The following is a 13,752-nucleotide window of genomic DNA, read 5'->3' as shown; positions in this document are numbered from 1 at the left end:
GCCGACATCAGCTAGTGAATAATCTGGTCGAGGAACGTCCTGGCACGCTCGGACTTCGGATTCTTGAAGAATTCTTCGGGCGCAGCCTGCTCGACCACCTTGCCCTCGTTCATGAACACGATGCGGTCCGCGACCTCGCGGGCAAAGCCCATCTCGTGGGTGACGCACAGCATGGTCATGCCCTCTTCCGCGAGCTTCTTCATGGTCTCCAGCACCTCCTTGACCATTTCAGGGTCGAGCGCCGAGGTCGGCTCGTCGAACAGCATGATCTTCGGCCGCATGCACAGCGCGCGGGCGATGGCGACGCGCTGTTGCTGGCCACCCGAGAGCTGCCCGGGATATTTTTCGGCCTGGTCGGGAATCCGGACCTTGGTGAGGAAATGCATGGCGAGGTCTTTTGCCTCGGCCTGCGACATGCCGCTCACGGTCATTGGCGCCAGGATGCAGTTCTCCAGCACCGTCATGTGCGGAAACAGATTAAAGCTCTGGAACACCATGCCGGTGTCGCGCCTGACGGCATCGATGTTCTTGCGCTGGTGGTCGAGCTCGGTGCCGTTGACGTAGATCAGGCCCTCGTCGTGCTTCTCGATGTGGTTGATGCAGCGGATGAGCGTCGACTTGCCCGAACCGGAGGGACCGCAGACCACGATCTTCTCACCCCTAGCCACCTTGAGGTCGACCTCGTGCAACGCAGTGAAGTCGCCATAGTGCTTGTAGACGGCCTCCATGCGGACCGCAGGCACCTCGCGCAATTGCGGCTGGGCCACTGCGCCTTCGACACCCCCAGCCGCATTCATCGACATCTCGCTCATGCGCGGGCCTCCACGCTCGCTTGCACAACCGGCGCACTCGCCGGGACGCGCCTGGATTTTGCGGCGGTCGACCGACCGAAATGCTTCTCCAGCCGGCGTTGAACCGCGTCCCACACCGAGGTGAGGATCAGGTAGTAGGCCGTGGCTGCCGCATAGACTTCGAGGATCTGGAAGTGCTCCTGCATCAGCATGTCGCTGCGGCGCATCAGCTCCTCGACCGAGATTACCGAGGCGAGCGAGGTCGCCTTCAGCAGCGAATTGATGGAATTGCCGAGCGGCGGGATCATCAGCCGAAACGCCTGCGGAAGGGTCACGCGGCGAAACGTGACCCAGGGCGACAGGCTGAGCGCCCAGGCGGCTTCGCGCTGGCCGGCCGAGACGGCCATGAAGCCGCTGCGCACGATCTCGGCGAGATAGGCCGCCTCGTTGAGAATCAGGCCGACCAGCGCGCAGGTGATCACCGAGAACTTGATCCCGAGCTGCGGCAGGCCGCTGTAGATCACCACGAGCTGGATCAACAGCGGCGTGCCGCGGAAGAACCAGATGTAGAAACGCGAGAAGCCTGACAGGACCGGATTGGACGACATGCGCATCAACGCGATGCCCATGCCGAGGATCAATCCGCCGATGACCGCCGCCACCGTCAGGCCGATGGTGACGAGCACACCCTTCATCAGGAAGTAGTTGAAGAAGTAGTTGACGGCGGCCGTCGGACTGAAATGGCTCATCGGCTCGTCTCCGTATCTCAGGCCGGACCGGGGCCGACGATCGCAAGCGGCTGATCGGCCGGCATGGCGGTCAGGCCGAACTTGTCGAACAGCCCCTTGTAGAAGCCGTCGGCACGCATGGCGTTGAGCGCCTTGACGACGGTATCGGCTACCGTCTTGTTGCGGAAACCGAGCGTGGTTCGCGCTGTGCCGAGCCCGCTCAGCACTTCCTTCACGCGGCCACGGCCGACGAGATCGCGCGCAACGCTGTCGACCAGCAGCGCATTGTCCACCTGGCCTGCAAGCAGCGCGCTGACGACGTTGGTCGCGGTCGGGAACGTGCGCATCTCGATGGCAGGCCCGCCCTTCGCCACGTTGGTATCGCTGAGCTTCTTGAGCCAGTTCATCTGGTAAGTGCTGACCTCGACGGCAGATGTTTTTCCGATCAGATCATTTTCGGTAGCAATTTTTATGCCGCTCTCGGGCGCAACCACGACCGAGATGGCCTGAATGGCGTAAGGCACCATGTACATCAGCTTCGAGCGTTCCTCGGTCCAGAACATCCCGGTATTGACGCCATCGATGCGCGCCGCACCCATGGCCGGGATCATCGCCGGAAAATCCATCCGGACGAGTTCGACCGGAAGACACAACCGCTTGCCGAGCTCGGCCGCGAGTTCCACGTTGAGTCCCTGCAACTGACCGTCCTTGTCGACGAATTGCTGCGGTGGGTTGGTCGGATTGATCGAGAGCTGCAGTTTCCCCGGCGCAATCAGATCGCTGTCGGCGATCGCGGGCGCACAAGCAGCGTGCGCGGATGCGGATGCGAAAACGAGTGCGGCGGCCGCACTCAAGCGAAGCAGTGTCGAGACCATGTATTACCTCCAGTAAGACGCCAATGATCGATGCAGTCCCTTGCCCGGCTTTCCTCTCAACGTTCTTGGATGCGGCCAGCCGGATCTCGCGACACGACAGGCAGCATCGTCTTCATCCCTCAAGCCGGTCCCGACATCGGCTTGAGCTGGATCCGCATGAAGTTCTTCACCAGGGATTCGAACGGGCCGAATCCCTTCACCTTCAAAAACTCAGGCGTCTCGAACGCCCAGCGTCCCGCAACCTCGTACATGGCGGCGTATTTCGGGCCCTCGCCGACCGAGACGAAGCGCTTTGCCGACAGCCAGCCGGGACAGGCGAGCAGATCCGGAAAGTGCTTCTGCTCGTACCAGGCGTTGAACGCGGCTTCGTGCTCGGGGTCGATGTCGACCCGCACGATATGGATGAAGGCGTCGTCCGGCATGAGCTCGTTCCTCATGCCACGCGAATATTGCCGGCCGCACGCGCTGCGCCGACGGTCGTTGCGATGGCGTCGCACAGCGCCGGAAGCACCGGCAGCAGCGGCGGCCGCGGGTCGGCATTGCGGATCAGGCCGAGCGCCTTGAGCCCCACTTTCATGCGCGTATGCATGTCCATGATCGGCGCCGGCCCGTAGATCGCCCGCACGATTGGATAGAGCCGCTCGTTGACGGCGCGCATCGCCTTGAGGTCGTCGGCGAGCGAAGCCTGCCAAAGCTCTGCGAACAGCTGCGGCGCGAGGCTGACGAGGCCCGAGAGAATGCCGTCGCCACCGACGGCGAGCTGCGGCAGGAACCAGTTGAAATTCGACGGGAGGATCACGACCGAGGGATCGGCCTGCTTGACCGCCCGGCGGTTCTCGTCATAGGCCAGCATGGTATCGCTGCCTTCCTTGATGGCGATGACGCTGTCGAGAGCCGCGATCTTCGCCAGCGTCTCCGGCGAATAGCCGAAGCCGGATGCCAGCGGATATTGGAAGATCGACACGGGAATCCCGATGGCGGAGCTGACCGCCTGCATGAAGGCCACCGGTGCGCGCGAGGTCGCCGATGCACCGCCGCCGAGTGGTGCGGGCGGAAACAACACGGCGCAATCGGCGCCGGCAGCTTCCGCGAGCTGCGCCTGGTGGATCGCTTCCGCCGTGGAATGCGCGATGATGCCCGAAAGCAGCGGCTTGCCGCCGATCTGCCGGCGCGTCCGCTCGATCACGGCCTGACGTTCATCATCCGAGAGCGATCCGCCCTCGCCGGCATGTCCGTTGACGAACACCGCCGCGATCCCGTCCGGGCACGCGCAATAGTCGAGCACGCGGGCATAGCCGTCCCAATCGATCGAGCTGTCGTCCTTGAAGGGCAGCACGGTCGCGACCGTGACGCCGCGCAGATCAGGTTTCTTGATCGTCTTGCTCATGACGGTTTGCGCCGGGGAAATTTGAGGCTCGCCCGCGCCTTCAGCACTTCGAGGCCGCCCTCGTTGCGGGCGCTGGCCTCCCAGATGATGGTGCGGGTCTCGTCGTGCTGTTCGGCGATCCAGACGTCGAAGGTCAGCGTGTCGCCGTAGAACACCGGGCCGGTGAACCAGAACCGGTCCTCCACCGACACGCCGATGGTGCCGACCAGCTCGCTGGTGAGGATGCTGGTGCAGAGTCCCGCGACCATGATCCCCGGCGCAAGCCGGCGGCCGAAGCGCGTCCCGCCCGCATAGACGTCGTCAACATGAACCGGACCGAAATCGCCAGTCGCAGCAATGTAGAGCGCGCCATCCGCCTCGGTGATGGTCTTGCTCAGGCTGACCCTGTCGTTCACCTTCAGATCGTCAAAGGATTTTGGCTCGTACATGGCTCAGCCCAACGCGAAGGGAACCAGCGTCGCGGTGCCGTCGACCACGGTCGTGCCTGATGGCGACAGCGTGCAGGTGACGCGGCAGACCGCCTCGTCGCCGGCGACCGAGACGATCTCGGCCCGGGCTTCGACGGAGTCGCCGACAATCACGGGCGCAGCGAAATTCAGCGCAATGCTGCCGATCCGCCGCGTCGGTCCACCGAGCTGGCTGAGGCAGGTGGTGGCGAGACCGCCGACCGCGAGCTCGAAGGCGACCATGTTGGAGGCGCCCGCCTTTTTGGCCCTGACAGCATCGACATAGAGACCGCCGAGATTGCCGCTGATGCCGGTGAACATCGCCTGCTCGGCGACGGTCATGGTCTTGCGAAAGGCGAAGGCCGCGCCGGGCTTGAGGGGTGCGTGAGACATGAAGCGTTCCTAGAGCTGCAAGCCGTTCTTGATGGTGCTGCGCGCGACCAGCATGCGGTGGATTTCGGAGGTACCGTCATAGATGCGGGTGACGCGGGCATCGCGGTACATGCGCTCCAGCGGCAGGTCCTTGCTGAAACCCATGCCGCCGAACACCTGGATGGCGCGGTCGACGACGCGGCCCTGCATTTCGGACGCCGCGACCTTGATCATCGAGACCTTGTCACGCGCATCTCGGCCCTGGTCGATGTCCCAGGCCGCGTTCATCACCATCATCTTGACGCCGAAGATTTCGGTGGCGGAATCGGCGATGAGTTTCTGCACCATCTGGAAATCGCCGATCAGCTGGCCGAACTGGCGCCGCTCGCCGGCATGCCTGCGCATCATCTCGAGCGCGCGCTGTGCCATGCCGACGGCGCGGGCGCCGATATGGGCAAGACGGATCTGGAGCACGCTCTGCATGATCAGCTTGAAGCCGCCGCCGACCTCGCCGAGCACGGCCGCCTTTGGAATACGGCAGTCCTCGAAGCTCAGCTCGGCATGGCCGTAGCCGCGATGGCCCATCATCGGCTGGGTGCGCGCGACCTTGAAGCCGGGCGTACCGCGATCGACCAGGAAAAGCGTGATGCCGCCGCGCGCCCGCTTGTCCTTGTCGGTGAGCGCCATCAGGATCACGTAGTCGGCGATGTCGCCGTCGCTGATGAAATGCTTGGTGCCGTTGAGCACCCATTGATCGCCATCGAGCTGCGCGGTCGTGCTGATCGAGGCCGCATCGGAGCCGGCGCCCGGCTCGGTGATCGCCATCGCGCAGATCTTGTCGCCCTTCACTGTCGGCTTGAGATAGCGCTCGACCTGATCGCCCTTGCAGGCCATCAGCATCGGATAGACCTGACCGAAGACGCGGCGGATCAGCGCATCGGAGGTCTTGCCGAATTCTTCCTCGACGAGGCAATGCTCGATGCAGGACAGCCCGCCGCCGCCGACATCCGCCGGCATGTTCATCGCGTAGAGGCCGAGCTTCTGCGCTTTGGCCTTGGTGATCGCCAGCGCGTCGGCGGGCACGGTCGCCGTCCGCTCCACCTCGTCTTCGAGCGGCTGCACTTCCGTCTCGACGAAGCGGCGGACGGTTTCGACCAGGAGGCGCGTCTCCTCAGGCAGCGAAAAATCGATCATCGCGCTACTCCCACCGCCTTGCCGGCGATCATCGCGTCAATGTCGGCCGCGCCGTAGCCGATCTCGCCGAGCACCTCGCGGGTCTGGGCTCCCAACCGTTGCGGCACCAGCCGCACCTCCGGCGTCTGGCCGTCATAGCGCGCTGGATGCGCGACCATCCGGATTTGCGCGCCGCCTGCACTCTCGGCGGTCTTGAACACGCCGAGATGGTTGAGCTGCGGATCCGATATGAGGTCGCCATAGTCCTGTACCGGCGCGTGCCAGATCTTCGCGGCTTCGAGCGAGGGCAACCAATCGGCTGTCGACTTCTGTTTCAGCCTGCCGGCCACGATCCGCGTGATCTCCTCGCGCTTCGAAAAGCTGTCGGCTTCCCCGAACTGCTTCAATTCCTCGCTCTCGAGCGCGACCGCCAGCGCCCTGGGCGCGGCCATCGAGATCGCCATATGGCCGTCCGCCGTGGCGTGAACGCCGTAAGGCCCGGGGCTGAACCATGCCGCAATGCCAGCCGGCCCGCGTGGCGTCGGCGACGGCGCCCCATTGAGCCATGCCGTCAGCGGTTCGACCTGGAGATCGAGCGCGGCCTGGTAGAGGTTGACCTCGACGAGCTGCCCCTTCCCCGTCTTCGTCCGCGCAAACAGCGCCGCAAGGATGCTCATGGCATAGAGCGACGCCGCATGCTGATCGACGATGACAGCGCCGACCGCTGTCGGCTCGCCATCGGCGCGCCCGGTCCGCATCGCGAGGCCCGACATCGCCTGAAGCAGCAGGTCCTGACCCGGACGATCCTTGTACGGCCCATCCGATCCGAAGCCGGTTGCGACCGCGTAGATCAGGCCGGGGTTGATCGCCTTGAGCACGTCGTAGCCGAGGCCGAGCTTGGCCATGGTGCCCGGCCGAAAATTCTCCATCACGACATCCGACGTCGCGACCAGCTTCTTCACGGCGGCGATACCATCGGGATGCTTGAGATCGACTGCGATGCTGCGCTTGTTGCGCCCTGTCGCCAGATGATTGACGCTGTCACCACCGACGAAATGATTGGCCACCGCCCAGTTGCGCTGAAATGCGCCCTCGATCGGCTCGACCGCGATGACGTCGGCGCCGAGATCGGCGAGCGTCTGCGCGGCCAGCGGGCCCGCGAGGTAATGGTTGAAGCTGAGGATCTTGACGCCGTCGAGCAGTTTCATCCGTTCACACCCAATTAAGCAGCAGCACCCGGCGCGCCGCGCCACGCCAGATCGAACGTCTTGACCAGGGCGCGCGCGGCCGCGTCCTGCGCGGCCGGCAACGGCAACCGCGGCGGGCGCGGATGGCCGACCGCAAGTCCCATATGACCGAGCAGCGCCTTGCTGCCGGCGACATAGGCCTGGCCGCCGACGAATTCGATCACTGGCAGATATTGGAGATAGAGCTCGCGCGCCTGCCTGATGTCGCCATCGTCGGCGACGAGGCTGAAGATGCGCGCCATCTGCGACGGCACCACGTTGGAAGCGACGGCGACCCAGCCCTGAGCACCCTCGACGAAGGATTCGAAGCCGAGGATGCCACCGAACACGGTCATCCTGTCGCCGCAGAGCCGGATGATGTCGCGCACCCGCGTCACCTCCAGCGTCGACTCCTTGATATAGAGGCAGTTGTCGATCTCGGCGATGCGCGCCACCAGCTGTGGCTTGAGATCGACATTGGCGGTCGCCGGATTGTTGTAGACCATGATCGGCAGCGAGATCGCATCCGCGACCGTCTTGTAATGATGGACGAGCTCGTCGTCGGTGGGCGTCGAGTAGAACGGCGGAATGATCATGACGCCGTCTGCGCCCAGTTTTTCGGCACGGCGGCTGAGGCGAACCACCTCGCGCGTATCCTCCGCGCCGGTTCCAATCAGAACCGGCACGCGACCGGCCGCCTGCTTGATAACAACCTCCGCCACCAGCGCCTTCTCGTCATCGTCGAGCGACAGAAACTCGCCGGTCGAGCCGAGCGGGATCAAGCCGTGAATGCCTTCCGCGATCTGCCAGTCCACGAACGCGCGCAAGGCCGCGACATCGACCTCGCCGGACGGCGTGAACGGGGTAATCATGACGGTGTAGGTGCCGCGGAACGTCTTCATCAGGGAGCTGCCGGATAATCGGGTGAATTCAGGGAACGGCGGCCGCCTGCGGAATATCCGCAGCATTTATGCAAACGATTGCGTAACTGGCTCTGCATTGGGCAACACCATCCATATTTTGAGCTTGATCCGTGCAGAATTAGCTCATAGCTTTTTGCAATCGTTTGCAGTCTATCGGCAGGTTGGATGAGCGTCACGCTCAAAGATGTGGCACAGGCGGCCCGCGTTTCGGTCAGCACCGCTTCCCGGGCGCTCACCGGGACGGGCCTGACCAGCGAGCGCACGCAGCAGCGCCTGACGCGCATCGCGCGTGAGCTCGGCTATCGGCCGAACCCGATCGCACGCGGCCTGAAGACCGGGCAGTCGCGGCTCGTTGCACTTCTCGTCCACAATCTCACCAACGCATCGTTCCAGGTCATGGCCGAAGTGGTGCAGGCAAGGTTGAAGGCGCTGGGTTATCAGATGCTTCTGTGCATCGGCGGCGACGACCCCGAGCAGGAGAGTGATACCCTCACCACGCTGGTCGATCATCGCATCGACGGGCTGATCGTGGTGCCCACCGGCAAGAACGGCCCGCAGCTCAAAGCCTTGGCAAACGACGTCCCGATCGTCTGCCTGGTGCGCCGCGACGACGCAACTGATCTCGAGACCGTGCTCGCCGACGATCCGCAAGGCGCGTATCTCGGCACGCGCCATCTGATCGAGCTCGGGCACAGGCGCATCGGGCTGATCGTCGGCCGCCAGGACACCACGTCCGGCCGCGAACGCTTGTCCGGTTATGTCCGCGCGCTGCGCGAGGCGGACATCGCCAAGGACGACACATTGATTCATGCCGGCCACTTCGAGCCCGAGACCGGCGCGACGGGCGCACGCAAGCTGCTTGACCTCCCCCACCCGCCCAGCGCGATCTTCGTCGCCAACCACGAGGCGACGCTCGGCGTGCTCCGTGTCACCGCGGAGCGGAACATCGCCATCCCCGACGATCTCTCGCTGCTCTGCTACGAGGACATGCCCTGGTTCGAATGGCACCGCCCGGCGATCAGCATCGTCGACAACGGCGCGCGCGATCTGGCCAATCTCGCCGTCGACCGGCTGCTGCATCGCATGGACAAGGGCAACGGCAAAGACGGCGTGCGCGAATACCGCGTCGGCGCCCGGTTGATCAAGCGCGACTCCTGCCGCCAGATCGACGCCCCGACCTCCGGCAAATCCGCGAAACCCAAATCGCCCCCGTCCAAATCGTCTGCGGCCAGATCATCTGCCGCGAAGTCCGCGAAGGTCTGACCGATGCCCTATGTCGAAGTGCTTGCCCCGCAAGTCCCGTCGCAGCGCAAGGCTGCGCTGGCGAGGTCCGTGACCGACGGCCTGATGTCCGCTTTCGGCGTCACCGCCGATACGGTCACGCTCTATTTCTTGCCCATTGCCGCTGACGATTATGCGCATGCCGGCACGTTCGGCGCGCAAGCCACCGGCCAGCGCATCCTGCTCAAGGTGCACGCGTTCCGGCGCAGCGAGGCCGAGCGCCGCGCCGCCGCCATCGCCCTGACCCGCGCCGTGTGCAGCGCCTATGGCGTGCCGGGCGACGATGTCGCGGTCTATTTCTGCGATCGCGACCGCAGCGAGGTCTCCCACGATTCCAAGCTCGCCAGCGACTGACGGGAGCACGCCATGGACCGCTTCTACACAGAGGATCAGAAGGCTCTCCGCGACACCGCCCGCCGCTTCGCGGAAGCGGAGATTTTGCCGCGCGCCGCGGCGATCGATCGCGAGGACCGCTTTGACCGCACCCTCTACAAGGGCATGGCCGATCTCGGCCTGTTCGGCATCTGCCTGCGCGAAGGCGCCGGCGGCGCCGGTCTCGATGCGGTCGCAGCCTGCATCGCGATGGAGGAGCTGGCGCGCTGCTCCGGCGCGGTCGCCAATGCCTTTGCGATTCCCGTCGAAGCCGTGCTGTTCTTTGATCATCACGGCACCGAGGCGCACAAGGCGCTGATCCCCAAAATTCTCAGCGGCGACCTCATTCCGGCCACCGCGGTCTCCGAGCCCGACCACGGCTCCGATGTCGCGGGCATCCGCACCAACGCCGTGCGCGAAGGCAATGGCTGGCGGCTCAACGGCACCAAGGCCTGGGTGACGCTCGGCGGCGTCGCCGACCGCATCATGGTGTTCGCGCGTACCGGCGCGGAAGCGGGCCATCGTTCCATCTCGTGCCTGCTGGTCGACGGCACCCTGCCCGGCATCGCCCGCGGCAAGAACGAGGAGCTGCTCGGCATGCACGGCCTCGACGACTGCCAGATCACCTTCTCCGACGTGCGGCTGCCGGCCGACAGCGTAATGGGCCCGGAGAACCAGGCCTTCAAGATGGCCATGAGCAATTTCAACTTCAGCCGGCTGATGATGGCCTCGATGGCGCTCGGCATGGCGCAGGCGGCGTTCGAGGACGCCACCGCCTATGCCAAGGATCGCAAGCAGTTCGGCCAGGCCATCATCGGTTTCCAGGCAGTGCAGTTCATGCTCGCGGACATGTCGACCGACATTGCGGCGGCGCGCTTGCTGATCCATCACGCCGCGCGGCTTCATGATGCCGGCGAGCCGATCGCCAAGGAGGCCGCGCAGGCAAAACTGTTCACCACCGACATGGCGATGAAGCACGTCTCCAACGCACTCCAGATCCACGGCGGCAACGGCTATTCGCGCGAGTACCGCATCGAGCGGCTGTTCCGCGATGTCCGCCTTGCCCAGATCTACGAAGGCACCAACCAGATCCAGCGGCTGATCATCGCCCGCCAGGTCGAGAAGGAGGCCGCGTGAGGGCATGCTGAGCATCATCACGGCGGAGCAAGCCGCAGGCCTGATCCGCGACACCGACACGCTGATCGTCGGCGGCAATGGCGGAACGGGTGCAGCCGAAGCGATCCTCGACGCGCTGGAGCAGCGCTTCGTCAGTGGCCAGGGCCCGCACAATCTGACGCTGATCAACATCACCGGCGTCGGCGCCGTGACCGAGAAGGGCCTCTGCCATCTCGCCCATGAAGGCATGATCGCGCGCGTGATCGGCGGCAATTTCGGGCTTCAAGTGCCGTTCATGCGGCTGGTCCGCGACGAGCTGATCGATGCCTACAATTTCCCGCAAGGCGTGATGAGCCAGCTCTGCCGCGCCATGGCGGCGAAGCACCCGGGCGTGCTGACCCATGTCGGCCTCAACACCTACATGGACCCGCGCCAGGACGGCGGCCGCATGAACAAGCGTACCACCGCGCCGCTGGTGGACCTGCTTGAGCTGCATGGCCAATCCTACCTGCTCTACCGCGTCCCCACCCCGCCCGACGTCGCCATCATCCGCGGCACCTCCGCCGACGAGGACGGCTATATCAGCATGGAGCACGAGGGCACGACGCGCGAGGATCTCTCGATCGCGCAGGCCGTGCACAATGCCGGCGGCACCGTGATCTGCCAGGTCAAGCGGATCGTGAAGCGCGGCTCGATCCATCCGCAGATGGTGAAAATCCCGGGCTTCCTGATCGACCATATCGTGCTCGAGCCCGATCAGATGCAGACCTACGGTACGGTCTATGACCCCGCGCGCTGCGGCGAGACGCGTGTACCCGAGGCGATGATCACGCCCGATCCGCTCACCGAGCGGCGCGTCATCGCCCGCCGCGCTGCCTTCGAGCTGCGCCCGCGCGACGTCGTCAACCTCGGCGTCGGCATCTCCGCAATGATCCCCAATGTCGCGGCCGAGGAAGGTATCTCCGACCTGATCACGCTGACGGTCGAATCCGGCGTGGTCGGCGGCGTGCCCGGCCACGCCCGCGAGTTCGGCACCGCGATCAATCCGCGCGTCATCCTCGACCAGGCCTATCAGTTCGACTTCTACGACGGCGGCGGCCTCTCCTGCGCCTTCCTGTCCTTCGCTGAGGTGGATGAAACCGGCAATGTCAACGTCACCCGCTTCGGCGAGCGCCGCGACGGCTCCGGCGGCTTCATCGACATCACCCAGAACGCCAAGCGGCTGATCTTCAGCGGCACCATGACGGGCGGCAAGTTCGACATCGGGGTCGAGAACGGCCGCCTCGCGATCCGGCGCGACGGCGCCTTCCGCAAATTCGTTCCTGAGGTCGGCCAGATCAGTTTCAGCGCGTCGCTCGCCGCGCAGCGCGGCCAGCACGTCAGTTACGTCACCGAACGCGCCGTGTTCGAGCTGGAGAACGGCCACGTGACGCTGACCGAGATCGCGCCCGGCGTGCGCCTCGAGGAGGACATTCTCGCGAACATGGGCTTCAAGCCGCGCATCAGCCCGCAACTGAAGGACATGGATGCGCGCATCTTCCGCTCCGGGCCGATGGGGATTGCGCAGAGCTTCAAGGCGCTGCCGGCCCGGCCGCGCAAGGTCGCCTGAGGGTCAACATGGACACGAGTGCCGTTAATCTCCGTTACGAGGACATCGCGCTCGGCGCCGAGTTCGAGACCGCCGTGCATACGGTGACGGAAGCCGACATCGCGGTCTTCGCCGACGTTACCCGCGACCATCATCCGCTTCACCTCGATGCCGGCTACGCGAAGTCCCGCGGCTTCCCCGCCGTGATCGGCCACGGCCTGTTCGGCCTGTCGTTGATGGAGGGACTGAAGTCCGAGCTAAAATTGTACGAAGAGACCTCCGTGGCCTCGCTCGGCTGGGACGAGGTGAAGTTCAAAGGCCCCATCGTCGCCGGCGATACCTTGCGCGTCCGGTTTCGTTTCGTCGAGAAGCGGCCAACCAAGAATCCCGAGCGCGGCATCGTCGTCGAGACGCTCGACCTGCTCAACCAGCGCGACGAGGTGGTGACCGCCGCCCGTCACATCTCGCTGATCCTGACCCGGCAAGCCGACGCAACGGCGGCCAATTGACGAGACAATGAAGAAGACGTCGGACCGGAGAACGGCTCCCTGCCACCCACGATTTGATTGGAGTATTCAGATGCGATTTCCAAAGACCTTCTCCGCCCTCGCGCTGCTGGCTGGCCTGACCCAGGCCGCCGGGGCCCAGACCTGCACGCCAAAGGTGCCGGCATCGAGCCTGATCGAAGCGCCGAAATGGCAGATGTCGATCAACCCGACGCTGCCACCGCAGCAATTCGTCGACGACAAGGGTGAGTTGCAGGGCCTCAACGTCGAGCTCGCCCGCGAGATCGCCAAGCGCATCTGCGTCGAAGCGGTGTTCCTGCGCATGGACTTCCCGCCGATGATCCCGGCGCTGCGTTCGGGCCGCTTCGATGCCATCAACACCGGCCTGTTCTGGACCGAGGAGCGCTCAAAAATGCTCTACCTCGTGCCTTATGCGCAGCAGGCGATCAGCATCTACACCGATCCCTCCTCCAGCCTGAAGCTCGAGAAGTTCGAGGACCTCGCCGGCCGCGTCGTCGGCGTGGAATCGGCGACCTACACCGAGCGCAAGGCGCGCGAGTTCAACACCGAGATGGTCGCGAAGGGCCTCAAGCCGATCGAGTTGCGCACCTTCACCACGGTCACGGCCACCTCGGCAGCACTGCGCGCCGGCCAGCTCGAAGCAGCCCTCAACATCAACGAGACCGCGAATTCGCTGGAGCAGAAGGGCATCGCAAAGATCTGGGTCCGCGACATCGCCGGCACCGACATCACCTTTGCCTTCCGCGACAAGCTGCTCGCGCAAGCCTTCGCCGACGCCCTCACCGCAGTCCGCGCCGACGGCACCTATGACAAGCTGTTCGACAAGTTCGGCATGACCAAGCTGAAGGCGACGACGTTCGCCATTCGTGGCGACGGGCCGACGAACTGAGAGCAGCGATCGCTTCGCGCGCCTTCATCTCAGCTCTGTCATCCTTGTAAGTCAGATC

The 13,752-nt window shown here is 64.7% G+C and carries 16 protein-coding genes; 6 read left to right on the top strand and 10 right to left on the bottom strand.

Annotation, left to right across the window (positions count from 1 at the left end; translation table 11 throughout):
* Positions 1-11: 11 nt before the first annotated feature.
* The 10 genes from PMI42_RS07935 to dapA all read right to left on the bottom strand — a co-directional run bounded on the left by PMI42_RS07935 (position 12) and on the right by dapA (position 7,903).
* The gene (locus PMI42_RS07935; protein ID WP_008132380.1) at positions 12-812 is read right to left on the bottom strand and encodes an amino acid ABC transporter ATP-binding protein; all 801 of its coding nucleotides are present in this window, start codon (positions 810-812) and stop codon (positions 12-14) included.
* On the bottom strand, positions 809-1,540 hold the full coding sequence (locus tag PMI42_RS07930) for an amino acid ABC transporter permease (RefSeq protein ID WP_008132378.1): 732 nt from the start codon (positions 1,538-1,540) through the stop codon (positions 809-811). Before PMI42_RS07930 ends, PMI42_RS07935 begins: the two co-directional genes overlap by 4 nt.
* A gap of 17 nt (positions 1,541-1,557) precedes the next feature.
* Positions 1,558-2,394: an ABC transporter substrate-binding protein gene (locus PMI42_RS07925; protein WP_008132376.1), complete on the bottom strand. Its 837-nt coding sequence runs from the start codon at positions 2,392-2,394 to the stop codon at positions 1,558-1,560.
* A gap of 119 nt (positions 2,395-2,513) precedes the next feature.
* On the bottom strand, positions 2,514-2,816 hold the full coding sequence (locus PMI42_RS07920; RefSeq protein ID WP_008132374.1) for a DUF4286 family protein: 303 nt from the start codon (positions 2,814-2,816) through the stop codon (positions 2,514-2,516).
* A gap of 11 nt (positions 2,817-2,827) precedes the next feature.
* Positions 2,828-3,781 (bottom strand): dihydrodipicolinate synthase family protein, encoded by a 954-nt coding sequence (locus PMI42_RS07915; RefSeq protein WP_008132372.1) that lies wholly within the window; start codon positions 3,779-3,781, stop codon positions 2,828-2,830.
* Complete coding sequence (locus PMI42_RS07910) at positions 3,778-4,209, bottom strand: MaoC family dehydratase (RefSeq protein WP_008132370.1); 432 nt, start codon at positions 4,207-4,209, stop codon at positions 3,778-3,780. The genes PMI42_RS07915 and PMI42_RS07910 overlap by 4 nt, the downstream gene beginning before the upstream one ends.
* A 3-nt stretch (positions 4,210-4,212) precedes the next feature.
* Entirely contained in the window at positions 4,213-4,620 is a 408-nt protein-coding gene (locus PMI42_RS07905) for a MaoC/PaaZ C-terminal domain-containing protein (protein WP_008132368.1), read from the bottom strand.
* Between the two features lie 9 nt (positions 4,621-4,629).
* Complete coding sequence (locus tag PMI42_RS07900) at positions 4,630-5,793, bottom strand: acyl-CoA dehydrogenase family protein (RefSeq protein ID WP_008132366.1); 1,164 nt, start codon at positions 5,791-5,793, stop codon at positions 4,630-4,632.
* A complete protein-coding gene (locus PMI42_RS07895; protein WP_008132364.1) occupies positions 5,790-6,980 on the bottom strand; it encodes a CaiB/BaiF CoA transferase family protein in 1,191 nt (396 codons plus the stop codon). Before PMI42_RS07895 ends, PMI42_RS07900 begins: the two co-directional genes overlap by 4 nt.
* A 14-nt stretch (positions 6,981-6,994) precedes the next feature.
* Positions 6,995-7,903, bottom strand: coding sequence for a 4-hydroxy-tetrahydrodipicolinate synthase (gene dapA / locus PMI42_RS07890; RefSeq protein WP_035964860.1), 909 nt, complete (start codon positions 7,901-7,903; stop codon positions 6,995-6,997).
* 183 nt (positions 7,904-8,086) lie between these two features.
* Between dapA and PMI42_RS07885 the strand changes: the two genes are divergently transcribed.
* The 6 genes from PMI42_RS07885 to PMI42_RS07860 all read left to right on the top strand — a co-directional run bounded on the left by PMI42_RS07885 (position 8,087) and on the right by PMI42_RS07860 (position 13,694).
* On the top strand, positions 8,087-9,184 hold the full coding sequence (locus PMI42_RS07885) for a LacI family DNA-binding transcriptional regulator (RefSeq protein ID WP_008132360.1): 1,098 nt from the start codon (positions 8,087-8,089) through the stop codon (positions 9,182-9,184).
* 3 nt (positions 9,185-9,187) lie between these two features.
* Positions 9,188-9,556: a tautomerase family protein gene (locus tag PMI42_RS07880; protein ID WP_008132358.1), complete on the top strand. Its 369-nt coding sequence runs from the start codon at positions 9,188-9,190 to the stop codon at positions 9,554-9,556.
* A 12-nt stretch (positions 9,557-9,568) separates the two neighbouring features.
* Complete coding sequence (locus tag PMI42_RS07875) at positions 9,569-10,711, top strand: acyl-CoA dehydrogenase family protein (RefSeq protein WP_008132356.1); 1,143 nt, start codon at positions 9,569-9,571, stop codon at positions 10,709-10,711.
* Between the two features lie 4 nt (positions 10,712-10,715).
* Positions 10,716-12,299 (top strand): acyl CoA:acetate/3-ketoacid CoA transferase, encoded by a 1,584-nt coding sequence (locus PMI42_RS07870; protein ID WP_008132354.1) that lies wholly within the window; start codon positions 10,716-10,718, stop codon positions 12,297-12,299.
* A gap of 8 nt (positions 12,300-12,307) precedes the next feature.
* Positions 12,308-12,787 carry a MaoC family dehydratase gene (locus PMI42_RS07865; RefSeq protein ID WP_008132352.1) on the top strand — a complete coding sequence of 160 codons (480 nt, stop codon included), beginning with the start codon at positions 12,308-12,310 and terminating at the stop codon, positions 12,785-12,787.
* A 70-nt stretch (positions 12,788-12,857) separates the two neighbouring features.
* Positions 12,858-13,694 carry an ABC transporter substrate-binding protein gene (locus tag PMI42_RS07860; protein ID WP_008132350.1) on the top strand — a complete coding sequence of 279 codons (837 nt, stop codon included), beginning with the start codon at positions 12,858-12,860 and terminating at the stop codon, positions 13,692-13,694.
* Positions 13,695-13,752: the final 58 nt, after the last annotated feature.

Source organism: Bradyrhizobium sp. YR681, from assembly GCF_000282615.1.
GTDB lineage: Bacteria > Pseudomonadota > Alphaproteobacteria > Rhizobiales > Xanthobacteraceae > Bradyrhizobium.
The sequence above is the reverse complement of the archived record's forward strand: the minus strand, read 5'-3'. Positions and strand labels throughout refer to the sequence as shown.